Genomic DNA, 23,635 nt, shown 5'->3' with positions numbered 1-23,635 from the left:
GAAGGGTTCAGACGGTGGCCGCGGTCAGCGCCGTGTCCAGCCGCTGCCAGGCGTGTGGCTGGTCCGGCGGCAGGCCCAGGCGCAGGCTTGGCGGGCAGCCGCCGGCGGCGTCGAAATAGCGGGTCCACACGCCCTGTTGCGCGAGCGCGTGATGCAGCCTTGCGGCTTCGCGATGCGGCACCCAGCAGAACAGCGGATGCATCACCGGCGGCAGGCGATGGCGCTCCAGCAGCGCGGCCAGCTTCGCCCCGCACGCTTGCAGACGCGCTCGGGTAGCGTCCTGCCAGGCGTGGTCGGCCAGGGCGTGCCGCGCGACTTCACGTGCCGGGCCCGATACGGTCCAGTGGCCCAGGCGCGCGCGCAGCGCATCCAGCAGTGCCGGCTGTGCCAGCACGAAGCCGCAGCGGATGCCGGCCAGGCCATAGAACTTGCCGATCGAGCGCAGCACCACCAGGCCAGCCGCGTCGCTGTGCGCGGCCACCGAGCCATCGGGCAGGCAATCGATAAAGGCTTCATCGACCAGCAGCGTGCCGCCCCGCGCCGCCAGCGTCGCATGCCAGCGCAGCAGCGTGGTGGCGCGCAGCATGCGGCCGGTCGGGTTGTTCGGGTTCACGACGACGAGGTGATCGAGCCCGTCGGCCAGGTCCGCCCGTGCAAAACCGGTTTCGTCCAATGCCACCACCGTATGCCCCGCGGCCGCGAAGGCCGGCGCATATTCGCTGTAGCCGAGCGCGGCGATGCCCACGCGGCCCGGGCGCAACAGGCCCGGCAGCGTGCGGATGGCAGCCTGCGAGCCGGCCACGGGCAGGGCAAGCGGCGCGCCGCATGCCTGCGCGGCCTGCTCGGCCAGGCCGTCGTCATCCTGCGGCAGCCGCTGCCACAGCTGCGCGGGCAGCGCCGGCACCGGATAGCCGTCGGGGTTGATGCCGGTGGACAGGTCGAGCCAGTCATCGGCGGGGCGGCCATAGCGGCGCACTGCGGCCAGCAGGTCGCCGCCATGGCGGATCGGGGGCAGGGCGGCGCTCATGTCGGGGTGGATACAGCCAGCACGGCCAGCGCGCTGGCGCCTGCCAACGCCAGCCACAGCCAAAGCGTGCGCTCGACCAGCCGCAGGCAGGCCATCACATGCGCGGCTTGCGGCGCGGTGCCGGCGCCCAGCGGCGGGCGTTGTTCGATTTCACCGTGGTAGCGCGCGGGGCCGCCCAGCCGCACACCAACTGCACCGGCGCCGGCGGCCATCACGGGACCTGCATTGGGACTCGACCACGCCGGCGCCTGCGTGCGCCAGCAGTGCAGCGCCTGCGCGGTGGCGCCGAGCAGCGCATAGGACAGCGCGGTCAGGCGCGCTGGCACAAGGTTGAGCAGGTCATCGATACGCGCCGCGGCCCAGCCGAAATACACCAGCCGCGGGGTGCGGTAGCCCCACATCGCGTCGAGGGTATTGGCCAGGCGGAACACGATCACGGCGGGCGCACCGCCAATCAGGAACCAGAACAGCGCGCCGAAGATCGCGTCATTGCCGTTCTCCAGCGCCGATTCACAGGCGGCACGGGCCAGCGCTTCGGCATCTGCATCGGCGGTGTCGCGCGAGACGATGTGCGCGGTCAGCGCGCGTGCGGCGGGTAGGTCTGCCGTGGCAAGCGCGTTGGCGATCGGGGCGATATGCTGGTGCAGGCTGCGCGCGCCGAGCGCGGCATACAGCGCCACGGCATGCAGTGCCAGCGCGGCAAGGGGGTGCCAGCCGGCGATGGCATCGACCAGCCACCAGGCGAGCGCGGCCGGGACCAGCACCAGCGCGCACCAGCCGGCAAGGCCGGCGAGGCGTTGGCGCCAGGGCGCGCCACGGCGCGCGGGATCGTTGAGTACGCGTTCCAGCGCGGCAGCGACGCGGCCGAAGCCCACCAGCGGATGCCAGCGGCGTGGCTCGCCGAGCCAGCGGTCCAGCAACGCGCCCAGCCATGCCGCTGCCACGCATGCCGGCCAGGCCAGCATCAGCATGTGGGATCCGGGCCCTTTACCGCAACCGGAATACCCGCCACCAGCAGCCGCACGCAGTCGGCCGCGGCGGCCAGCTTCTGGTTCAGGCGGCCCAGTTCATCGACATAGAAGCGGGTGATGGCGCCCATCGGGACCACGCCGAAGCCGATCTCGTTCGAGACCAGGATCACGTGGCCCGGCAGCGTGGGCAGCGCGTTGAGCAGCGCTTCGATTTCTTCGGTGAAGGCATCCGGCGGCGTGATCACCCCGTGCTCGGGATAGCTGCGGCCTTCCGGGAACAGCAGGTTATTCATCCACAGCGTCATGCAGTCCACCAGGATGCAGCCGTCGTGGCGCGCGTTGCCGTAGAGCGCATCGGCCAGGTGCACCGGCTCTTCCACCAGGCGCCAGTCGGCGGGGCGGCGGGCGCGGTGCAGGGCGATGCGGACCTCAAGCTCCTGGTCGGCCCGCGCAGGGTCCTGGTGCGCGGTGGCGATATAGGTGACCGGGCCGCCGGTGATGGTGGCGTGGTCGCTGGCGAGCTGTTCCGCAAAATGGCTTTTGCCGGAACGTGCGCCGCCCAGCACCAGGGTGAGCTGGCGGCTGCCGGCCCCGCTGGCGGCGGCACGCGGCTGGGCAGCCGCGGCGGTGCCGGGCGCGGGGGCGGGTGCGATGGCCGGGGTTTCCATCCGCGTATTGTAGCCGCCGCATCCGGCCCTCGCACGGCCCGCGTGCGGGCAGGTGCGATAATCCACTGATGCAATCCGACTCCCCGCAACCCCTGCCGCCGGGTGCCCTGCGCGGCACGCTGATGGTCCAGGGCACGACCTCCGACGCCGGCAAGAGCACCATCGTGGCCGGCCTGTGCCGGGTGCTGGCGCGCGCCGGCACACGCGTGGTGCCATTCAAGCCGCAGAACATGGCGCTGAACAGCGCCGTCACCGCCGATGGCGGCGAGATCGGCCGGGCGCAGGCGCTGCAGGCGCAGGCCGCGCGGCTGGCGCCGCATACCGACATGAACCCGGTGCTGCTCAAGCCCAGCAGCGACACCGGCGCGCAGGTGATCATCCACGGCCGGGCGCGGCTGGACCTGGATGCGCGCGCGTATCACGCCTACAAGCCCGAGGCGATGAAGGCAGTGCTGGCCTCGCATACGCGCCTGGCGCAGGCCTATGACGTGGTCCTGGTGGAAGGCGCCGGCAGCCCGGCCGAGGTCAACCTGCGCGAGCGCGACATTGCCAACATGGGCTTTGCCGAGCGCGTCGACTGCCCGGTGGTGCTGGTGGCGGACATCGACCGCGGCGGCGTGTTCGCGCACCTGGTCGGCACGCTCGACTGCCTCTCCGACAGCGAGCGCGCGCGCGTGACCGGCTTTATCATCAACCGCTTCCGCGGCGATATCGGCCTGCTGGAGCCGGGGCTGGACTGGCTGGTGGCGCGTACCGGCAAGCCGGTGTTCGGCGTGCTGCCCTATCTGCACGGCCTGCATCTCGATGCCGAGGACGCCATCATCGGCGCGCAAGCGGACAAGGCCGGCACGCCGGCGCAGCGCCTGCGCGTGATCGTGCCGGTGCTGCCGCGCATCGCCAACCATACCGACTTCGACGCGCTGCGCGCGCACCCGCAGGTGGACCTGCAGTTTATCGGGCCGGGCATGCCGATACCGCCCGCGGACCTGGTGGTGCTGCCCGGCAGCAAGAACGTGCGCGGCGACCTGGACTTCATGCGGGCCAATGGCTGGGATGCGGCGCTGGCCCGGCACTTGCGCTACGGCGGCAAGCTGATCGGGATCTGCGGCGGCATGCAGATGCTGGGGCGGCAAGTGCACGATCCCGACGGCCGCGAGGGCCCGGCCGGCAGCAGCGCGGGCCTGGGCTGGCTCGATTACGAGACCACGCTGGCGGCCGAGAAGCAGTTGCGCCAGGTCAGCGGACGGCTGGCGCTGGAGGGCTCGGACGCGCCGGCACGCGGCTACGAGATCCACCTGGGCGTCACCACGGGCAAGGGGCTTGAGCAGCCGGCCCTGTGGCTGGACTGCGGCGACGGCATGGCGCGGCCCGACGGCGCGCGCTCGGCCGATGGCCAGGTGCTGGCTACCTATGTCCACGGCCTGTTCGACGAGCCGGCCGGCTGCCAGGCGCTGCTGCGCTGGGCGGGGCTGGACGGCGCCCAGGCGGTGGACCTGGACGCGCTGCGCGAAGCGTCACTGGAGCGGCTTGCCGACACCATGGACGCGCACCTGGACCTGGGAGCGATGCTGGCGCCTCTGCGGCGCTGAGGCTGGTCAGCCTGGCAAGGCACGTGGAAGACACGGGGTCCTGTTAGAATTGCGAATCCTTCGCATTTGCATTCTGCGTGGAGATGGCTTTTACGCCATATTCCGTGCACTGCAGCGTCCCGTCCGCTCAACATACTTCGCCCCCGTCATGGTCACCGGCCGCCTGCGCGTCGTCTTCGTCAAGCTGCATCTTTATATCGGCCTTAGCCTTGGCCTGTTGTTCGTCCTGCTGGGCCTGACCGGCATGACCATCGCCTGGCGCGACGAGCTGGATGCCTGGCTCAATCCCGACCTGCTGGTGGCGTCCGCGCCGATGACTGCGCCGGTTTCGCCCGCCATCGTCCAGGCGGTGACCGAGCGGCTGGCCGCGCCCGCCTACGGCAAGCCCAACCTCCTGATGCTGCCGGCCCATGCCAACGGCGTCTTCACCGCCTGGTACCCGGTCAAGGGTCCTGACGGCGTGGTGCCCGGGCGCTCGCGCCAGGTGATGGTCGATCCGGTCACGCTGGCAGTGAAGGGCGAGCGCGTCTGGGGCGAGGCTGGGCTGTCGCGCCGGCTGCTGCTGCCCACGCTGTTCCACCTGCATCGCTACCTGCTGTCGGGCGAGACCGGCAAGACCATTACCGGCGTGGCCGGCATGCTGCTGCTGCTGACCACGCTGGCCGGGGTGGTGGTGTGGTGGCCCAGGATGAAGCTGCGCCCGGTGGTGCAGGCGTTCCGCATCACGCATGGCGGCTCGTGGCCGCGCTTCAACTATTCGCTGCACCGCGCGGGCGGCATCCTGGCCGCGCCGGTGCTGGCCACCATCGCTTTTTCCGGCTGGTACCTGAACCTGCCCAAGTGGGTGACGCCGATCGTGGCGGGCGTGGTCACCGTGACGCCGCCGGCCAAACATGCCTCGGCACCGGCGCCGGCCGGCGCCCGGGCGCTGGACGCGGGCGAGATCATGGCCGCGGCGCAGGCGCAGTACCCGCAAGCGCAGGTGACCCGCATCAGCTTTCCGCGCAAGCCCGGCGATGCGTTCGAGGTGCGGCTGCGCCAGCCCGGTGAGGTGCGGCAGGACAGCGGCGCCACGCGGCTTTGGCTCGATGCCTGGACCGGGCAGCGGCTGGGCGTGCGCGATCCGCGGGACGCGCCGGCCGGCGACACGCTGCTGAACTGGCTGTTCCCGCTGCATACCGGCGAGGCCTTTGGGCTGCCGGGCCGGGTCTTCATTACGCTGTTTGGGCTGGCGCCGCTGGTGTTTGCGGGGACCGGCGTGCTGATCTGGTGGAAGCGGCGGCGCGGGCATCAGCGGCATGTGGTGAAGGCTGCGCAGCGCTCCGGCATGCGCCGGGCGTAAAAAAAGCAGGCCGGCGGCCTGCTTTTTTTGTCTGGCACGGCGGCGCCGCTCAGATTTCCAGATTGTCGATCAACCGGGTCGCGCCCAGCTTGGCAGCCGTCAGAATCACCAGCGGCTCGCCGGCAAGGAATTCCTCGCGCGTAGGCGCCTGCAGATCGACGCGCTTGCGGATCGACACATAATCCGGCTTCCACCCGCGCTTGGCGAGCGACGCCTTGGCGCTGGCTTCCACCGCCAGCAGGTCGGCCGAGGCGCGGTCGCTGCCCAGCACGGTGTCGCGCACGTCGTGCAGGGTGCGGTACAGCACCGGGGCCTCGGCGCGCTCGTCCGGGCTCAGGTAGCGGTTACGCGACGACAGCGCCAGGCCGTCGTCGGAACGCACGGTCTCGGCCGGGATGATGTCGATCGGCAGTGCGAACTGCTGCACCATGCGGCGCACGATCATCAGCTGCTGGTAGTCCTTCTTGCCGAATACCGCCACGCGCGGCTGCGCGCACGAGAACAGCTTCATCACCACCGTGCACACGCCCTTGAAGAAGCCGGGGCGGAACTCGCCTTCCAGGATGTCGCCCAGGTCATGCGGCGGCTCCACGCGGTATTCCTGCGGCTCGGGGTACATGTCGCGCTCGGAGGGCGCAAACAGCACGTAGACGCCTTCCTTCTGCAGCTTCTCGATATCGTCCTGCAGCGTGCGCGGGTATTTGTCGAAATCCTCGTTGGGGCCGAACTGCAGGCGGTTCACGAAGATGGATGCCACCACCGGGTCGCCATGCTGGCGCGCCAGGCGCATCAGCGACAGGTGGCCTTCGTGCAGGTTGCCCATGGTAGGGACAAAGGCAGCGCGGTTCTGGCCGCGCAGCTGGTCCCGCAGCTCTTGGATGGAGGAAATGACTTTCATCTGCCTTGGTGTGCTGGTCGTGTGTGGTGTGACCCGGGCGCCTGTCCCGGTTGGGCGGCGCCAGACATACCGGTCTCGGCCTTCTGTCGGGCTTGAGCTTGTCTGGCCGGCTGTCGGCGGATTGTAGAACAAGTGAGGCGGGGCGGGACCCCGCAGCGCGGGTGGGTCAGGTCGGGCTGTACGCCAATCGCACATAAATCGGCGCGAACGGCTCGGCTTGCGTGATCTCCACCAGAGATTCGCGCGACAGCTCCAGCATGGCGATAAAGTTCACCACCACCACCGGCACGCCCTTGCCGGAGCGCACCGCGTCCTCGAACAGCTCGGAGAACTCCATGAAGCGCGCATGCTGCAGCCGGCGCAGGATCTGGCTCATGTGTTCGCGCACCGACAGTTCCTCGCGCGAGATCTTGTGGTGTTGGTTGAGCTTGGCGCGCTTGAGCACGTCGGCCCAGGCGTCCTTCAGGTCCACGGTTTCCACGTCCGGGAAGCGCGGCGCCAGGCTCTGCTCGATGTAGACCTGCGAGCGCAGGAAGTCGCGGCCCAGCTGCGGCACCGTGTCCAGGCGCTGCGCGGCCAGCTTCATCTGCTCGTACTCCAGCAGGCGGCGCACCAGCTCGGCGCGCGGGTCCTCGGCTTCGTCGTCGCTGTCGGCCTTCTTGACCGGCAGCAGCATGCGCGACTTGATCTCGATCAGCATCGCCGCCATCAGCAGGTATTCCGCCGCCAGTTCCAGGTTGGTCTTGCGGATCTGCTCGATGTACGACAGGTACTGCCGGGTGACCTGCGACATCGGGATGTCGAGCACATTGAAGTTCTGCTTGCGGATCAGGTACAGCAGCAGGTCCAGCGGGCCCTCGAAGGCTTCCAGGAAGATCTCGAGCGCGTCCGGCGGGATGTAGAGGTCCTGCGGCAGCTTGAACAGCGGCTCGCCGTACAGGCGCGCGAACGCCATCCCGTCGACCATGTCGGCCGGGCCTGCCGGACTGGATGCGGCCGCCACGGCCGGCAGCTCCACGGGCAGCGGCAGCTTGTCCTGGTCGCCAGCGCTCATGCTCTGGGTGCGGTCGCGGGGGCGGCGGGAATCAGTTGTCCTGCGAGTAGACGTAAGGCTTCTGCGCCACGCGCGAAGCGTCGGCGCGGGCGCGCTCTTCGAGGTTGATCGGCGACTTGTCCCACAGCAGGGCGCGGCCGTCGCGCTGCTCGGCCTCCAGCGTCGGGCGCTCTTGCTTGAGCTGCTTCAGGAACTGGGTGATATCGGATTCGTAGAGGGCCATGGTCAACCGTGATGCGCCCGCGCGGGCGCCAGATAGGTGCAGTGGGCCACGATTTTACAGTATCGGCCCCCCGGAATGCATCCAGACGGGGGTTCGATGGCCGGAAACGCGCCGGAAAGTTCCGGGTGCCAAGCCGGGTGTGGTCAAATACCGACTTTGTATGTGTGGACAATCGGCGATGCCGCAGGACACCGCTAACACCGCTAACTCCGCAAGCCGCGCGCCGTGGCGCGTGGCCGCGCGCGCGCTGGCTGCCCTGGCCGCGCTGCTGGCGCTGGCCGCCGGCCCGGCCCACGCCGCCTACAAGGTCGAGGTCGACGCACCCAAGCCGATCCGCGAGATACTGGAAGAGCACCTCGACCTGGCCCGCTACAAGGACCGGGCCGACCTCTCGCCGGACCAGTTCGACTATATGGTCGAGACCGTCGGCGAGCAGGTGCGCGGGTTCACCTCCACCGAAGGCTATTTCGACCCGACCACCACCACCCGCGTGGAAGGCGAAGGCGACCAGCGCGTGGTCCACGTCATGGTCGACCCCGGCGCGCGCACGCTGATCCGCAATGTCGACATCCAGGTGACCGGCCCGGCCACCACGCAATCGCCCGCGCAGGTGGCGGAGGTGCAGGCCAAGTGGGGGTTGCCGGCCGGTGAGCCGTTCCGGCAGGGCGACTGGGACAAGGCCAAGGAAGACGCGCTGGTCACGCTGCAGAGCCACAACTACTATGGCGCGCGCCTGGCCGCGTCGCAGGCGCGCGTGGAGCCGGACGACCAGCGCGCGGACCTGTCGGCGCACTATGCCAGCGGTCCGGCCTACCGGCTGGGTCCGCTCAAGGTGGCGGGCACGCGCCGCTACCCGGAACAGATCATCCACCACGTCAACCCGCTCAACGAGGGCGAGCCTTACCGCGTGGAGCGGCTGCTGGAGCTGCAGCGCGCGATCCAGAACCAGCCGTACTTCTCCAATGTGCAGGTCGACCTGGAGCCGCCCCCCGATGCCGACAAGGCGGTTGACGGCGTGGTCACCGCGCCGGTGTCGGTGCGGGTGCGCGAGTATCCGGCGCACCGGCTCAACAGCGGCGTGGGCTATACCACCGACACCGGCGCGCAGGTGGAAGGGCGTTATTCGTACTACAACCTGTTCAACCGCGCCTGGACCTTCGACTCGCAGGCGCGGCTGGAGCAGAAGCGTTCCTACCTGTTCGCCGAGACCGCGATGCCGCCGGACCGGGGCAACTACCGCAACAGCGTGTACGGCAGCTACGAGCGCACCATCGACATCGAGAGCACCGACACCACCAGCCTGCGCGCGGGCCTGAAGCGCTCGCGCTCGCGCGAGAAGTACGACGTGACCACGTCGCTGGACTTCTACTACGACAAGCTGCTGCCGATGGACCAGGCCAGCCAGATCAGCAAGGCGCTGGTGCCGGCCTTTGCCTGGACGCGCCGTGACGTCGACAACCCCGTGTTCCCGCGCCGCGGCAATGTGATCAGCACCCAGGTCGGGGTGGCCGCCAAGGGCCTGCTCAGCGATGCCAGCTTCCTGCGGCTGTACGGCCGTATCCGCCAGTACATCCCGGTCGGCAAGCGCGACCTGGTGGTGGCCCGGCTGGAGCTCGGCGCCGACCTGAGCGGCGAAAGCTCGAGCCAGATCCCGGCCACGCTGCGTTTCCGCGCCGGCGGCACCGATTCGATCCGCGGCTACAGCTACCAGTCGATCGGCACGCCCAGCGGCGCCAGCATCTTGCCGGCCAAGTACCTCGGCACCGGCAGCCTGGAGTACCAGTACTGGTTCAGGCCGGACTGGGGCGTGGCCGCATTCTGGGATGCCGGCACCGCCTCCGACAACCTGCGCGGGGTGACCCTCTACAACGGCGTGGGCGTCGGCGTGCGCTGGCGCACACCGGTGGGCCCGCTGCAGCTGGACGTGGGCTACGGCATCCAGAAGCGGCAGTTCCGGCCGCATATCTCGCTGGGGGTGGCGTTCTGATGAGCGCCCACGACCTGCCTTCCGTGCCCGGCGGCGGCGACCGGGCCCCGCCCCCGTCAGCCCCCGCGCCGCGCCGGCGCAGGCGGCTGTGGCGGGTGCTGGCCTGGCTGATCGGGACGCTGCTGTTGCTGGCGGTGGCGCTGGTGGCCGCCGGCGTGGCGGCGCTGCACACCGAGGCCGGCACCCGCCACCTGTGGACGCTGGCCACGCGGCTGTCTGCCGGCATGCTCAGCGGGCGGCTGGAAGGCGGCACCGTCGCGCACGGCCTGCGCCTGCGCGACGTGGTGTTCGCCAGCGGCCAGACCCGCGTCGCGGTGGATCGCGTCGACGGCAGCTGGGCCCTCGGCTGGCAGCCGCGGCGCCTGCATGTGCAATGGCTGCGCATCGGCAAGGCCGAAGTGAAGCTCGGCCCTTCGGAGCCAAGCACCGGGCCGATGCAGATGCCCAAGTCGCTCGTACTGCCGCTGGCCATCGATGTCGATGCGCTTACGCTTGAGCGGCTGTCGCTGCTGCAGGGCACAGCGCCCACGGCCGCGCCGATGGTGTTCAGCAAGCTGGCCGGTGCGCTGCACAGCGACGGCCAGCGCCACGGCGTCAGCGTGGACACGCTGGAAACGCCCTACGGCAAGCTGGCCGCCAACGCGCAGCTGGGCGCGCTTGCGCCGTTCGCGCTCAGCGCCGAAGCCTTGCTGGAGAGCAGCTGGCAGGATGAGTCCGTTGCCGTCAACGCCACCGCCAACGGCAACCTCGAGGCGCTGCGCGCCGAGCTGCAGGCCAGCGGCGACCGCATCCACCTGCGCGCCGGCGTCGACGTGACGCCGTTCGGCAAGGTGCCGTTCACGCACCTGCTGGTCGATGGCGATCGCATCAACCCGCGCCTGTTCAGCCCGTCGGCACCACAGGCCAACCTGACCGTGCATGCCGAACTGCGGCCGGTGGACGGCGTGGCGGCCGGCAAGAGGCCGGCCGGCGCGGCAGCGGCGTCGACCCCTGCGGCAGCTTCCGCACCAGCAGCGCCGGCTGCTTCCGCAGCCTCGGTTCCCGTGGCCACGCCCGCGCCCGCACCGCTGGCCGTCGCCGGCGACATCGAGATCCGCAACCTGGAAGCCGGTCCGCTGGACAAGGAGCGGCTGCCGGTGCAGTCGGTGCGTGCCCATGTCGAACTGAGCGAGATGGCGCAGGCGGTGTCGGACCTGCGCGTGGCGCTGAGCGGCAACGCCGGGATCAGCGGCAGCGGTTCGCTGCGCGGCGGCCGTGGCGGCTTCGACCTGGACGTGCGCAGGCTGGACCCGGCCGCGCTGCATGGCTCGCTGACCAGCGCCAGCCTGTCGGGCCCGGTGGTGGTGCGCATGGAGCCGGGCCGGCAAAGCGCGGCGCTGGACCTGTCGGACGGGCCGCTCAAGCTGTTTGCCGATGCCAGCATGGACGCCGAGACCGTCACCTTGTCCGCGCTGCGCGCGGCGGTCGGGCCGGGCCTGCTGACCGCCGAAGGCAAGCTGGGCCTGAAGGACAAGCAGCCGTTCAGCGTCAAGGGCAAGCTGACCGCGTTCGATCCCTCGCGCCTGGCCAGGGTGGCCGCGGGCCGGATCAACGCGGATTTCACCGCCACCGGCGAGATCGCGCCGCAGCTTGGCGTGGCGCTGGACTTCGCCGTGCATGAGAGCGAATACGCGGGCCTGCCGATGACCGGCGGCGGCAAGGTGCGCCTGGCGGGCGAGCGGCTCTTGCCGAGCGAGGCGTCGCTGAGCATGGCCGGCAACCAGGCCGACCTGCGCGGCAGCTTCGGCGCGCGCGGCGATGCCTTGAAGCTGGCGGTCGACGCGCCGCAGCTGGAGCGCCTCAGGTTCGGCGTGGCCGGCAGGCTCAAGCTCGACGCCACCATTACCGGCACGCTGAAGAAGCCCGAGGTAGTGGCCGACTACAGCGCGCAGGCGCTGGAAGTGGGCCCGCACAAGGTGGCCAGCGCCAGCGGCCGCGCCGAAGTGCGCGGCGGGCTGGACGGCCCGCTGTCGGTGCAGCTGGCCGCGCGCGACTACCGCGGCCCGCAGGCCAGCCTGAGCACGCTCGATGCCACGCTCAGCGGCACCCAGGCCAGCCACAGTTTCGACGTCAAGGCTGCCGGCAGCCTGAACCAGCGGCCCTTGCGGCTGGCGCTGGCGGGGCAGGGCGCGTGGAAGGGCAAGGACGGCTGGAACGGCACCATCAGCACGCTGGAAGAGCGCAGCACCGTCAACCTGCGCCTGGCCGCGCCGACGCAGCTGCTGGTGGCCGACCAGCGCGTGCGCCTGGGCGCCGCGCGCCTGCTGCTGGACCGCGCCACGCTGGCGATCGACAGCCTGGACTGGGACCATGGCCGCATCCGCACCGCGGGCAGCCTGGATGGACTGCAGGTGAGCCACGTGCTCGAACTGATGGAAACCATCACCGGCGAGAAGCCGCCGGTGCGCTCCGACCTGGTCATCGACGGCCGCTGGAACCTGGCGCTGGCCGAGACCGCGACCGGGTTTGCCGAACTGCGCCGGCGCAGCGGCGACCTGTCGGTCAACGCGGGCCGCGGCTTCACCACGCTTGGCCTGGGCGAGACCAGCCTGCGCGCCGAGGCTGGCGGCAACCGCATCGCGCTGCGCGGCGGCATGGTGTCGGGCCGCATCGGCAAGGTGGTGGTGGATGCCTCCGCCGGCCTGGTGCAGGAGCAGGGGCTGCAGACCGTGGGCCCGGCCTCGACCCTGGGCGGCACGGTGACCGCAGACGTGCCGCGCCTGAAATCGCTGGAAGCGCTGACCGGCCCGCAGTACGCCTTTGACGGCAAGCTGGCCGCGGCAATGCGCCTGGCCGGCACGGTCGGCGCGCCGCTGCTGACCGGCACCGTCGACGGCGACAACCTGGCCGTCACGCTGTACGACCTGGGCCTGCGCCTGACTGACGGCACCGTGCGGGTGGTGCTGGACCAGAACGCGGTCGAGCTCAGGCAGGTGGAATTCCACGGCGGCGACGGCAAGATCACCGCCACCGGCAACGTCAAGCTGGGCGAGGCCGATGCCAACCTGACCGGCAAGATCGTTGCCGACAAGCTGGAACTCTTTGCCAGCCCGGAACGCACGCTGGTGATCTCGGGCGATGCCAGTATCGGCAACGAGAACAGGCAGGTCGTGATCCGCGGCAAGTTCCGCGTCGACCGAGGCCTGTTCGACCTGCCCAAGGCCGGCGCGCCGGTGCTGGGCGACGATGTCGTGGTGATCCGCCGCAAGGACCAGCGCGCCGTGAAGACGGCCGCCACGCCGGCGCCCGAGACCAAGCCGGCCAGCAAGTTCAGCCCGGTGATCGACCTGGCCGTCGACCTGGGCAACAACTTCCGCTTCCGCGGCGCGGGCGCGGACCTGTTGCTGGCCGGCCAGATGGAGGTCAAGAGCGAACCCCTGGCGCCGATGAAGGCCACCGGCACGGTGCGCGTGACCGACGGCACCTATGAGGCGTTCGGGCGCAAGCTCAATATCGAACGTGGCATCATCAACTTCAACGGCCCGATCGACAATCCGAACATGAACATCCGCGCCATGCGCCGCAACCAGGAAGTGGAGGCGGGCGTGGAGGTGACGGGCACGGTGCGGCTGCCGCGCGTGCGGCTGGTGTCGGAGCCCAACGTGCCGGATGAAGACAAGCTGTCATGGCTGATGTTCGGCTATGGCGCGGAGAGCGCCGGTGCCGGCCAGCAACGCCAGCTGAGCGGCGGCGCGCTGGGCGGCGCGGCACTGGGCCTGATCGGCGGCAAGGCCGGCAAGGGTATCGTCTCGCATTTCGGCATCGACGAATTCTCGATCGGGCCCAGCACCGCGGGCCTCAATGACCAGCAGGTGGTCAGCATGGGCAAGGCCATTACCGAGCGCATGTCGGTCGGCTATGAACAGAGCCTGACCTCGGCCTCGAACGTGGTGAAGCTGACCTGGCAGTTGTCGCGGCGCTGGTCGCTGATTGCCAAGGGCGGGTCCATCAACGGTTTGTCGGTCTTGTTCAACCGCCGCTTCGACAGCTGGGCGAACCTGTTCAGCGGGACCTCGAATCGCAGCGGCACCAGAAGGAGCCAGGATGACAGTCAGCCACTCGATTCGGAAAGCGCCGCGCAGGCGGCCTCGGCCGTCATCGCCGAGCCTGTGCGCCGCTGATTTATGCCCATCCACTTTTGCGTCGCCGCGACGCCTTGCCGCCATGGGACTGATTGCCTCGATGCTTGCGCTGTTCGGCTGCGACCAGCAGAAGGTCGATGAAGCCATGAAGAAGGCGGGCGACACCGCCCGCAACACCTGGAACGCGATCAAGCCCGACAGCGAGCTGTTCAAGGGCATCGTGCCGGGCCAGTCCACCGAGGAAGACCTGCGCCGCCAGGCCGGCAAGCCCGAGATCGTCTGGGAAGAGGCCGACGGCGGCCGCCGGCTGGAATACCCGCGCGGCCCCGAGGGCACCACCACCTGGATGGTCACCATCGGCGCCGACGGCAAGGTCGCGAAGATCGAGCAGGTACTGACGGCCGAGCACTTCGCGCGCGTGCGCGCCGGCATGAGCCAGGACGACATCCGCCGCCTGCTGGGCAAGCCCACCAAGGTGGAGGCGTTCGCGCTGAAGAAGGAAGAGGTATGGGGCTACCGCTGGATGGAGAGCTCGACCGACAAGGCCTTCTTTAACGTGCATTTCAACAGCGACGGCACCGTCACCACGACCTCGCGCAGCGACGATCCGTCGAAGATGCAGGGCGGCTGACGCGGGCGATCTTGCGGCCGCGGTACTGCGCGCTCATGGTCTTTTCGGGCAACTGCAGCAGGCCCACGCCATCGAGCAGCACCTTGCCGCCCAGCTGCACGCCGCCCTGGCGCGGCAGCAGGCGCAGGATCGACAGGATGGTCATGGACTTTCAAATCCAAGGTGGAAGGAACGCGCACCGGGCGGAAGTCAGGCGCGGAGCACCGTCACGCACGGGGTCGGTGCCGGGTCCGCGATCTGCTTAACCGGGTACTTCGCTGACCTTATGCCGAACCACCGATGTGCCGCATTTCCTCCGCCAGTCTACTTTCCCGCTCAGATCTCCATCAGATCGCGACCCACCACGATACGGCCCTTGTAGTGCTTTCTCACGTCCTGCGCCCACATGTCGTCGGTGATGCTGTCGTCGTCCCCTGGCACGAAATGGCTCAGCACCAGAGTCTTGACCCCAGCGGCCGCGGCGACGCGACCTACATCTTCGGTCAGGGTATGGCTGGCCAGAAAGTGCTTCTTGATGGTGGCGCCGTTGGCCACGCGCGCCACCAGCGCATCGATACCCGGTCCGTACATTGCTTCGTGCACAAGTACGTCGGCGCCTCTGGCGAATTCTGCAAGCCTGGGGTTGTAGGCGGTATCGCTTGAAAAGACGATGCTGCGGTCTGCGCTTTCGAAGCGGTAGGCGAAGTTGTCGACGATAGGCGGGTGGGGTGTGCGGAAGGCCGTAACCTGAACATCAGCGTTCTGCAGCACCACGCCGTTGTCGAGCACGTCCTTGGCCAGCACCAGCTTGCGCAGGTCAGGCCGCCCTTCGTCGGCCATGCGCGTCTCGATATCGAATCGGTTGAGTTCCCAGTAGGTACGGGTCATTGCCTCCGTGCCCTTGGGGCCGAAGACGTCGACCTGCTGGTTCAGTCCTGTGGCCCAGGCGTTGTAGATCAGGTTGCCGTATTCGAGATTGTGATCCGAATGGTGGTGGGTGATAAAGACGTAGCGCAACCGCGCAAGCGGCACGTGCGCGTTGACCAGTTGGCGCGATACCCCGGTGCCGCAGTCAATCACGTAGGGCACACCGTTGATCAGCAGCAGGTTGGCCGGGTTGGAGCGGGACCCGCCAATGCGGGGCCCACCCTTGGTGCCAAGCAGGATCAGGCGCATGCCCCGCGCACCGGATGAGGAACCGCCCTGGGCTACACTCCAGCCCGGCAGCATGGCCGCGCCGGCAGCAGCCAGCCCCATTGTCAGCAACGTTCTGCGTTCCGGTTTGAACATGGCTTGGTCTCCTGTGATCATTTGAATGGTGGGTATTGATGTAATGCGGAGCTCAGGGCATCGGCGCGTAGCCAGCCTTGCCCGTGGACTTGCTCTCCCAGCGGATCGGGTAGGCATCCGTGCGCCCGCGAAACAACCGGCGGAACAGCGCCACCTTGTCGACCGTGGAAAAGTGCGACAGGCTTCCACGCCGCGACCCCTACGGGGAGCGTGCAGAGTGTAGAGCTTGTTCACGTGGCGGCAATGCAATCAGTTGGGAGACCCAGCCACCTGGGATGCCTTCCAGGCTGCGAGTTCCGAGGGGCGCAGCCCGTAGCGGGCCAGTACGCCATCATGCAGCCGTCGGAGTTCTTCTACGATCAGCGCTTGCACGTTGTCACGATCAACCTCCGGCACTGTTGCCATGACGGCCTGCCGAATTACGGATAGCGCATCCTGATCGGGTTGCAGCACGACGTCCCGGATCGCTTGTTTGACCACATCACGCCAGGCAAGGCGTAATGGATCGGGTTCCGCCATATCCTGCCTGATGGCCAGGTACTCTTGCGTTGAGCGCTCATACGCCCAAACGTAGAGATCGCGCAGCAATTCGACGCGGGTCATCTCATACATGCCAAGGATGGCGCGACTATAAGCTTGCTCCGGCACATCCAGGAACGTCAGCGGACAAAAGTTTGCACGGAACAGCGGCAGATTGGCTACCAGGCGCGAGGTGCGTTTATTGACGTCCGCGAATGGCTGCAGGTATGGCAGGTGCACCAGCACGAAAAATGATTGTTCAAAGGGATCGGCAATCTGATTCACTTTCTCGAGCAGGATATCTAGTGCGTCCTCAATTTGCTGTGGGGCGGAGAGGGGGCGGTAAACACTTTGGCCAATGTCCACCGCGTGCTGGCGAATCCGACCTTCATCGGCAGGGTTGGGCAACAGGTTCTCCGACAAGGCGCTATGCAGGTTCATCAAGGTATAGCGGTCGAAACCGACCGTACCGATGTTCTCCACCAGCAGTTCGATGGCAGTCTTGTGGTTGAGGATCATCTGGGTTTCGATGGCCGCCTTGCCTTGCGCCGCCTTCCCGTGCTCAATCAGCTCACGGGTGTCCAGGCGGGAATAGGTGTTGCCCTCCAAATGACTCGATGCCCATGACAGGTCAATCAGCAGCCGGTTCAGAATCGCCCGGCTATAGGTTCCAGCGGGGGCATCAGCCTGTGCGGTCTTGCCCATCTTGTGTAGCTGACGCCGAAGCGATTCCGACAGATACCGTGTGACATTGGGTTGATAGGCGTCAAGGAAGTCACGTTGGTAGCCCACGGGCTTGCGCGCTTCCGGGGGCTGATCGATATACGCCACGATGTCGCGGCTGTCGGCGGAAAGCGGGATGTAACCCGGGAAGCGGTCCCGCTCCGTGGCGGTCGCGGCAACCTCTGTCGTTTTCGCCACGAAATAACGACGGGCACGCCCTTCGCCGATCGCCGTGATCTGTCCGCCATCGATCCATTGGCTGATCCAACGTTGTGCTGTCCGCCGCGCAACATCGGGATGCTTTGCCAGCAACTCGGCGAGCATCAGCCCCGCGGAGGCTTTCCGAATGCTTTCTAGCAGGGCTTGGGCAGTGGACATGTTGGACGTGGCGCAGTTTGCTTAGAGGATGGCGCGATTGTGGCGCAGTTCTTCAAACTGCGCCACAAATTGGCGCGGATGTGGCGCAGTATGAGGGTTCCTTTAAGTGCTTTATAGGGCGCGTTAGACTCGCGCGGTCTACGCGGCTCGTCAAGCGGTCACAAGCGGTCACAAGCGCGATGCGCCAGAACCATGTATGACATGCCGCGTGTGCATAGCGCGGGGGCGAGGGGAGGGGGATCTGTTGCCCGTTTTGTCCTGCATTGCAGAATTCAGGGCGCTGTGATGCAGGCTTGCCATGACACGTCGTCCCCGCGAAAGCGGGGACCCAGCGACTTCATCCCCGAAGGGGGCGTGAAAGGCGCTGGATTCCCGCCTGCGCGGGAATGACGGAGTGGGGTCTACTTTCCTGGCAAGCGCTCGATGGGAGGGGAGCGGTGAGCAGAACCGGCTTCAGCCGATGCGCATGCCCGGCACCGCGCCGCTGTGCGGTTCCAGGATATACAGGCCCGGCGCGGCCTTCTCATCCGCGGCCGAGGCCGCCAGCACCATGCCTTCGGACACGCCGAACTTCATCTTGCGCGGGGCCAGGTTGGCCACCACCACGGTCAGCTTGCCGACCAGCTGCTCCGGCGTGTAGGCCGACTGGATGCCGGAGAACACGTTGCGGGTGCGGCCTTCGCCCAGGTCCAGCGTCAGCTGCAGCAGCTTGTTCGAGCCCTCCACCTTCTGGCATTCGACAATCTTCGCGACGCGCAGGTCCACCTTGGCGAAGTCGTCGATGGTGATGGTGTCGGCGATCGGCGCGATGGCCGTGCCTGCAGCCGCGGCTGCAGGCGCCGCGGTCGCCTGCAGCGATTCGCGGTTGGCGGCCAGCAGCGCGTCGACCTGCTTGGCATCGACGCGCGTCATCAGGTGCTGGTAGGCCTGCACCGGGCTGGCGGCCGACAACTGCTTGTCGATGGCGCGCCAGTCCAGCGGCTCGACATTCAGGAAGCGCTCCACGCCGGCGGCCACGTTCGGCACCACCGGCTTCAGGTACACCGTCAGCAGGCGGAAGGCTTCCAGCGAGACCGAGCACGCCGCGTGCAGCGCCGCGCGCTTGCTTTCGTCCTTGGCCAGCTCCCACGGCTTTACGGTGTCGACGAAGGCGTTGACCGTGTCGGTCAGCTCCATCACCAGGCGCAGCGCCTTGCTGTACTCGCGGCTTTCATAGAGGTGGGCGACCTGCGGCGCGGCCTGGCGCAGCTGCTCGAGCAGCGGATGGGCCAGCGCGGCTTCATCGACCTTGCCCTCGAAGCGCTTGACCAGGAAGCCCGCGGCGCGGCTGGCGATATTGACGTACTTGCCGATCAGGTCGCTGTTCACGCGCGCAATGAAGTCATCGAGGTTCAGGTCGAGGTCTTCCATGCTCGCGTTGAGCTTGGCGGCGAAGTAATAGCGCAGCCATTCCGGGTTCATGCCGGTGTCGATATAGCTCTGCGCGGTGATGAAGGTGCCGCGCGACTTGCTCATCTTGGCGCCGTCCACGGTCAGGAAGCCGTGTGCGAAGACATTGGTCGGGGTGCGGTAGCCCGAGAAGCGCAGCATCGCCGGCCAGAACAGCGTGTGGAAATACAGGATGTCCTTGCCGATGAAGTGATACTGCTCGGCGGTCGAGTGCGGGCCGACCCAGGCGTCGAAGTCGATGCCCTTCTTCGCGGCCAGGTTCTGGAAGCTGGCGTAGTAGCCGATCGGGGCGTCCAGCCACACGTAGAAGTACTTGCCGGGCGCGCCCGGGATCTCGAAGCCGAAGTAGGGCGCATCGCGCGAGATGTCCCAGTCGGACAGGGTCGAGGTCTCGCCCTCGGCACCCAGCCACTCCTGCATCTTGTTGGCGGCTTCGGGCTGGGCCAGGTCGGCCACCCATTCACGCAGGAAGGTCTCGCAGCGGGGATCGGACAGCTTGAAGAAGTAGTGGGCCGACGACTTGCGCACCGGGGTCGCGCCCGACACCACCGAATACGGGTTCTTCAGGTCGGTCGGCACGTAGGTGGTGCCGCAGACCTCGCAGGAATCGCCGTACTGGTCCTTGGCGCCGCACTTGGGGCACTCGCCCTTGATGAAGCGGTCCGGCAGGAACATGTTCTTGACCGGGTCGAAGAACTGCTCGACCTCGCGCTCGGCGATCAGGTCCTCGGCCTTCAGGGCCAGGTAGATCTTCTCGCACAGCACACGGTTCTCTTCCGCGTCGGTGCTGTAGTAATTGTCGAAGGACACCAGGAAGCTGTCGAAATCGCGCTTGTGCTCGGTCCAGACGCGGTCGATCAGTGCCTTGGGCGTGATGCCTTCCTTCTCGGCGCGCAGCATCACCGGCGTGCCGTGGGTGTCGTCGGCGCCGACGTAGTAGACCTCGTTGCCCATCATGCGCTGGAAACGCACCCAGATATCGGTCTGGATGTATTCCACCAGGTGGCCGATATGGATCTGGCCGTTGGCATAAGGCAGGGCGGATGTGACGAGGATGCGACGTGCGGTCATAGACAGGAGCCGGTCAGGAGCGGGGATATATCGGGGGGACGGCGCCAGCCGGGCGGGGCGGGCGCGTGCCGGGAAGGGGCTATTTTAGCAACTGGCCGGCGCCTGCGCGCCGGTTCCGCATGGCGGAATGGCCTGAGCCCTGGATCCGTCCGGCCAAAAAAAAGCGCCGGTCAGAGCCGGCGCAGCTTTCCACAACGGAAAAGGAGGAGAAATCAGGTACCGCCCGGGAGGTCAGCCACCCATCGCGAGCCAGCAACGGTGGCAAGCGGCACCTGTTTCTATGACAGGGTCATCCTTGAATTGGTTTCAAAAAAATTTCGACGCGGCGATTTTGTGCCCGTCCGGCCTCGGTCGCGTTGTCCGAGACCGGCTGGGTCTGCCCGCGCCCTTCTGCCGTCAGGCGGTTCCGTGCGACGCCGCGATCACCCAGGTAGCCGGCCACGCTCTGGGCGCGGCGCTGCGACAGTTGCATGTTGTAGTTGGGATTGCCGGTGCTGTCGGTATGCCCCACCACGTTGGCGCTCACGTCCTGGTGCTGGCTCAGGGTCTGCGCGACCTGGTCGAGCACCGAGCGGAACGACGGCTTGATGGTGGCGCTGTCGGTATCGAAGGTGACCTGGCTGGGGATGTTCACCTTCAGCGAGCCGTCCGGCTGCTCGGTGATCTGGGTGCCCGTGCCTGCGGTGTCCTTGTTCAGCTTGCCGCGGATGGCGTTCCAGTTGTAGCCGGTTGCACCACCGATGGCACCGCCCACGGCCGCGCCCACCAGCGTGCCGGTGGTGTTGCCGCCGATCAGGTTGCCCAGCCCCGCGCCGACCGCGGCGCCGACGCCGGTGCCAACCGCCGTATGAGTCTGCTGTTCGGTGGCGCACCCTGCGGCCAGCAGCGTGGCGGCGGCGAGCGAGACGGTAACGAGCTTGATCTTCATGCTTTCTCCTTCTGATATTCCCGTAAATGTTCTTGGTACCGCATCGCGATGGTAACGCCAAGGCTAGCGGCAGGTAACCCTTTGTACGCGTCGGGCCTGGCCGGTCCGGGCACTGCCTGCGCGTGCCGACGTGCCGGGCCGCCCAACCGCACTACAATATGGATATGGCGGCGCGCGCACAAGTGCAAGCTTGTGAGATTTGTAAATGTCTGTAATCCCCCACATCAAGGAGGGTATTGCGCGCGGATTACCGGCCTTCATGGCCGGTGCTGCATACTTTGATATATCAGGCGCGAGCCATTACGCGCCAGTCCCCCGAAATCATCCAAGCGGAGTTTGTCTTGAGCGTCAGCACTGAGCAGGTCACCGAAGCCCTGCGCACCGTCATCGACCCCAATACGGGCAAGGACCTGGTGTCCACCCGCTCGGCCAGGAACATCCGCGTCGACGGCGGCGATGTCTCGCTGGAGGTCGAACTCGGCTACCCCGCGAAAAGCCAGTTCGATCCGATTCGCAAGCTGGTCGTTGCCGCCGTGCGGCAAGTGCCGGGCGTGGCCAATGTCAGCGTTGCGGTGACCATGAAGATCGTTGCGCACGCGGTGCAGCGCGGCGTCAAGCTGCTGCCGGGCGTGAAGAACGTGATCGCGGTGGCGTCGGGCAAGGGCGGGGTGGGCAAGTCCACCACGGCCGTGAACCTGGCGCTGGCGCTGGCCGCCGAAGGCGCGCGCGTGGGCATGCTCGACGCCGATATCTACGGCCCGAGCCTGCCGATGATGCTGGGCATCGACGGCCGTCCGGAATCCGCCGACGGCCAGACCATGGAGCCGCTGGAAGGCCACGGCCTGCAGGCCAACTCGATCGGTTTCCTGATCGAGCAGGACAACCCGATGGTGTGGCGCGGCCCGATGGTCACCTCGGCGCTGGAGCAGCTGCTGCGCCAGACCAACTGGCACGACCTGGACTACCTGATCGTCGACATGCCGCCGGGCACCGGCGACGTCCAGCTGACGCTGTCGCAGAAGGTGCCCGTCACCGGCGCGGTGATCGTCACCACGCCGCAGGATATCGCGCTGCTGGATGCCAAGAAGGGCCTGAAGATGTTCGAGAAGGTGGGCATCCCCATCCTGGGCATCGTCGAGAACATGGCCGTCTACTGCTGCCCGAACTGCGGCCATGTCGAGCATATCTTCGGCCAGGGCGGCGGCGAGAAGATGTGCGCCGACTACGGCGTGGACCTGCTCGGCAGCCTGCCGCTGAACCTGCAGATCCGCGAGCAGGCAGACTCCGGCCGCCCGACCGTGGTGGCCGAGCCCGACAGCCCGGTGGCCGAGACGTACCGCGCCATCGCGCGCAAGGTGGCGATCAAGGTCGCCGACAAGGCGCGCGACATGACCAGCAAGTTCCCGAGCATCGTGGTGCAGAACACCTGAGCGCGCCGCGCCGCGGCCCCTGCCATGGACAGCCAGCCCACCCCCGACCTGCCGGCACCCGGTGCCCGCCCCGCCGTCACCGTGGCGGTGGTGATGCGCAAGGTTGCGCTGGCCAACCGCTGGCAGCCGTGGAAATGGGAACTGGATGAGGTGCTGCCCGACCTGGGCGAGTTCGGCACCCACCCGGTGTGCCTGGAGCACGACGCCCACGGCGCGCGCTGGCTGTACCCTGGCTTCGAGGTGGAACTGTTCCGCGACCAGGGTGAAGGCTATTACCTGAACCTGACCTCGACCACGCCGTGCTGGTTCGTGCTGTGGCGCATGCCGGAAGACGACGGCAGCGGCGAGGACGCCCATCCGGTCCCGATGACCGTAACGCTGTCGTACAACGAGGCCGGCCGCTGGCTCGATGCCGGCGAGACCGTCGAGAACGTGCCGCTGGCGCCCGAGCAGCGCGAGTGGCTGCAGGCCTACGTCAGCGAACACTACCGGCCCGAGCCCAAGCAGCGGCGCCGGCCCGAATCCTTCAAGGCGCCGGAAGACCGCGCCCGCTACTGACCCTCGCCGATGAGCGATTCGTCCTTCCTGTCGCGCTGGTCGCGCCGCAAGGCCGCGGCGCGCGAGGGCGTTGCCGTGCCGGCTGAACCGCTGACGCCGCCGGTTGCCGAGGCTGTGCCCGCGACGACTGAAGCATTGCCCGCGGTGCCGGAAGTACCGGCCCCGACGCTGGAGGACGTGGCGGCGCTGCAGCCCGGCGATGACATCGCCCGCTTCGTGGCCCGCGGCGTGGATGAATCGGTCAAGCGCGCCGCGCTGAAGACGCTGTTTGCCGATCCGCACTTCAATGTGATGGACGGGCTCGACATCTATATCGACGACTACAGCAAGCCTGACCCGATTCCGCCGGAGATCCTGCGCCAGCTGCGCCAGGCCGAGACCCTGGGCCTGTTCGAGCCGACCGATGAGGAACGCGCGGCGGCCGAGGCCGCGGCACGCCTGTCGGGGCCTGGACAGGTACCGGCGGCAGCGCATGATGCGGCTGAGGAAAGGGCCACGGAATCCACTGAGCCGCTGGCTCAGGCCGAGGTGCCGGCAGCCGTCGAAACGCGGCCGCCGGCAGCCAGTCAAAGCGTAGAACAGGGCCAGCCAGACCCGGATGCCGTTCAGTTAACCACCGTCGTCCCCGCGAAAGCGGGGACCCAGTGACTTCATCCCCGAAGGGGACGTGAACGACGCTGGATTCCCGCCTGCGCGGGAATGACGGTGGCGTTTGATACCGTAACTGAACGGCATGACCAGCCAGACCCGCACAAACGCGCGTAGCCCCCGTGGGGCACCGCAGCCTACAATAGGCGTC

20 protein-coding genes are annotated in these 23,635 nt (G+C 67.9%); 8 read left to right on the top strand and 12 right to left on the bottom strand.

Features of this window, described 5'->3' with window-relative positions:
* Positions 1 to 7: 7 nt before the first annotated feature.
* Genes cobD through cobU form a run of 3 tightly spaced genes read right to left on the bottom strand, consistent with a single transcriptional unit; the run spans position 8 to position 2,666 of the window.
* A complete protein-coding gene (cobD, locus tag ACREYQ_RS12885) occupies positions 8 to 1,027 on the bottom strand; it encodes a threonine-phosphate decarboxylase CobD (RefSeq protein ID WP_432257972.1) in 1,020 nt (339 codons plus the stop codon).
* Positions 1,024 to 1,998: an adenosylcobinamide-phosphate synthase CbiB gene (cbiB, locus tag ACREYQ_RS12880; RefSeq protein ID WP_432257971.1), complete on the bottom strand. Its 975-nt coding sequence runs from the start codon at positions 1,996 to 1,998 to the stop codon at positions 1,024 to 1,026. The genes cobD and cbiB overlap by 4 nt, the downstream gene beginning before the upstream one ends.
* The gene (gene cobU, locus ACREYQ_RS12875; RefSeq protein WP_432257970.1) at positions 1,992 to 2,666 is read right to left on the bottom strand and encodes a bifunctional adenosylcobinamide kinase/adenosylcobinamide-phosphate guanylyltransferase; all 675 of its coding nucleotides are present in this window, start codon (positions 2,664 to 2,666) and stop codon (positions 1,992 to 1,994) included. Before cobU ends, cbiB begins: the two co-directional genes overlap by 7 nt.
* Positions 2,667 to 2,734: 68 nt before the next feature.
* On the opposite strand from cobU, the gene ACREYQ_RS12870 reads away from it, so the two are divergent.
* Positions 2,735 to 4,255, top strand: coding sequence for a cobyric acid synthase (locus tag ACREYQ_RS12870; protein WP_432257969.1), 1,521 nt, complete (start codon positions 2,735 to 2,737; stop codon positions 4,253 to 4,255).
* Positions 4,256 to 4,403: 148 nt separating this feature from the next.
* Positions 4,404 to 5,597, top strand: coding sequence for a PepSY-associated TM helix domain-containing protein (locus ACREYQ_RS12865; protein WP_432257968.1), 1,194 nt, complete (start codon positions 4,404 to 4,406; stop codon positions 5,595 to 5,597).
* A gap of 49 nt (positions 5,598 to 5,646) precedes the next feature.
* Here the strand turns inward: ACREYQ_RS12865 and panC are convergent, their stop codons facing one another.
* The 3 genes from panC to ACREYQ_RS12850 form a co-directional block, all read right to left on the bottom strand.
* Positions 5,647 to 6,495: a pantoate--beta-alanine ligase gene (gene panC, locus ACREYQ_RS12860; protein WP_432257967.1), complete on the bottom strand. Its 849-nt coding sequence runs from the start codon at positions 6,493 to 6,495 to the stop codon at positions 5,647 to 5,649.
* A 166-nt stretch (positions 6,496 to 6,661) separates the two neighbouring features.
* The gene (locus tag ACREYQ_RS12855; RefSeq protein ID WP_432257966.1) at positions 6,662 to 7,549 is read right to left on the bottom strand and encodes a segregation and condensation protein A; all 888 of its coding nucleotides are present in this window, start codon (positions 7,547 to 7,549) and stop codon (positions 6,662 to 6,664) included.
* Positions 7,550 to 7,580: 31 nt separating this feature from the next.
* Positions 7,581 to 7,772, bottom strand: coding sequence for a DUF3460 family protein (locus tag ACREYQ_RS12850; protein WP_432257965.1), 192 nt, complete (start codon positions 7,770 to 7,772; stop codon positions 7,581 to 7,583).
* A gap of 178 nt (positions 7,773 to 7,950) precedes the next feature.
* On the opposite strand from ACREYQ_RS12850, the gene ACREYQ_RS12845 reads away from it, so the two are divergent.
* From ACREYQ_RS12845 to bamE, 3 genes are read left to right on the top strand one after another with little or no spacing between them, the layout of a single operon-like run.
* Positions 7,951 to 9,759: an autotransporter assembly complex protein TamA gene (locus ACREYQ_RS12845; RefSeq protein ID WP_432257964.1), complete on the top strand. Its 1,809-nt coding sequence runs from the start codon at positions 7,951 to 7,953 to the stop codon at positions 9,757 to 9,759.
* Positions 9,759 to 13,919: a translocation/assembly module TamB domain-containing protein gene (locus ACREYQ_RS12840; protein ID WP_432257963.1), complete on the top strand. Its 4,161-nt coding sequence runs from the start codon at positions 9,759 to 9,761 to the stop codon at positions 13,917 to 13,919. The genes ACREYQ_RS12845 and ACREYQ_RS12840 overlap by 1 nt, the downstream gene beginning before the upstream one ends.
* Positions 13,920 to 13,962: 43 nt before the next feature.
* The gene (bamE, locus tag ACREYQ_RS12835; protein WP_432257962.1) at positions 13,963 to 14,511 is read left to right on the top strand and encodes an outer membrane protein assembly factor BamE domain-containing protein; all 549 of its coding nucleotides are present in this window, start codon (positions 13,963 to 13,965) and stop codon (positions 14,509 to 14,511) included.
* Here bamE and ACREYQ_RS12830 read toward each other — a convergent pair.
* The 6 genes from ACREYQ_RS12830 to ACREYQ_RS12805 all read right to left on the bottom strand — a co-directional run bounded on the left by ACREYQ_RS12830 (position 14,462) and on the right by ACREYQ_RS12805 (position 20,848).
* Positions 14,462 to 14,656 carry a hypothetical protein gene (locus ACREYQ_RS12830; RefSeq protein ID WP_432257961.1) on the bottom strand — a complete coding sequence of 65 codons (195 nt, stop codon included), beginning with the start codon at positions 14,654 to 14,656 and terminating at the stop codon, positions 14,462 to 14,464. The genes bamE and ACREYQ_RS12830 overlap by 50 nt on opposite strands.
* Positions 14,657 to 14,826: 170 nt before the next feature.
* Positions 14,827 to 15,780 (bottom strand): MBL fold metallo-hydrolase, encoded by a 954-nt coding sequence (locus ACREYQ_RS12825; protein ID WP_432257960.1) that lies wholly within the window; start codon positions 15,778 to 15,780, stop codon positions 14,827 to 14,829.
* A 52-nt stretch (positions 15,781 to 15,832) separates the two neighbouring features.
* Entirely contained in the window at positions 15,833 to 15,934 is a 102-nt protein-coding gene (locus tag ACREYQ_RS12820; protein ID WP_432257959.1) for a TOTE conflict system archaeo-eukaryotic primase domain-containing protein, read from the bottom strand.
* A 95-nt stretch (positions 15,935 to 16,029) separates the two neighbouring features.
* Entirely contained in the window at positions 16,030 to 17,400 is a 1,371-nt protein-coding gene (locus ACREYQ_RS12815) for a Fic family protein (protein WP_432257958.1), read from the bottom strand.
* A 453-nt stretch (positions 17,401 to 17,853) separates the two neighbouring features.
* Positions 17,854 to 19,920 (bottom strand): methionine--tRNA ligase, encoded by a 2,067-nt coding sequence (gene metG / locus ACREYQ_RS12810; RefSeq protein WP_432257957.1) that lies wholly within the window; start codon positions 19,918 to 19,920, stop codon positions 17,854 to 17,856.
* 289 nt (positions 19,921 to 20,209) lie between these two features.
* The gene (locus tag ACREYQ_RS12805; protein ID WP_432257956.1) at positions 20,210 to 20,848 is read right to left on the bottom strand and encodes an OmpA family protein; all 639 of its coding nucleotides are present in this window, start codon (positions 20,846 to 20,848) and stop codon (positions 20,210 to 20,212) included.
* A 341-nt stretch (positions 20,849 to 21,189) separates the two neighbouring features.
* Between ACREYQ_RS12805 and apbC the strand changes: the two genes are divergently transcribed.
* Genes apbC through ACREYQ_RS12790 form a run of 3 tightly spaced genes read left to right on the top strand, consistent with a single transcriptional unit; the run spans position 21,190 to position 23,484 of the window.
* On the top strand, positions 21,190 to 22,278 hold the full coding sequence (gene apbC / locus ACREYQ_RS12800) for an iron-sulfur cluster carrier protein ApbC (RefSeq protein ID WP_432257955.1): 1,089 nt from the start codon (positions 21,190 to 21,192) through the stop codon (positions 22,276 to 22,278).
* Between the two features lie 24 nt (positions 22,279 to 22,302).
* Positions 22,303 to 22,836 carry a DUF3305 domain-containing protein gene (locus ACREYQ_RS12795; protein ID WP_432257954.1) on the top strand — a complete coding sequence of 178 codons (534 nt, stop codon included), beginning with the start codon at positions 22,303 to 22,305 and terminating at the stop codon, positions 22,834 to 22,836.
* Between the two features lie 9 nt (positions 22,837 to 22,845).
* Entirely contained in the window at positions 22,846 to 23,484 is a 639-nt protein-coding gene (locus tag ACREYQ_RS12790; RefSeq protein WP_432257953.1) for a DUF3306 domain-containing protein, read from the top strand.
* The last annotated feature ends 151 nt before the right edge of the window (positions 23,485 to 23,635 follow it).

This window comes from Cupriavidus sp. TMH.W2 (assembly GCF_050847365.1).
GTDB lineage: Bacteria > Pseudomonadota > Gammaproteobacteria > Burkholderiales > Burkholderiaceae > Cupriavidus.
This window is presented reverse-complemented; position numbering and strand designations above follow the sequence as displayed.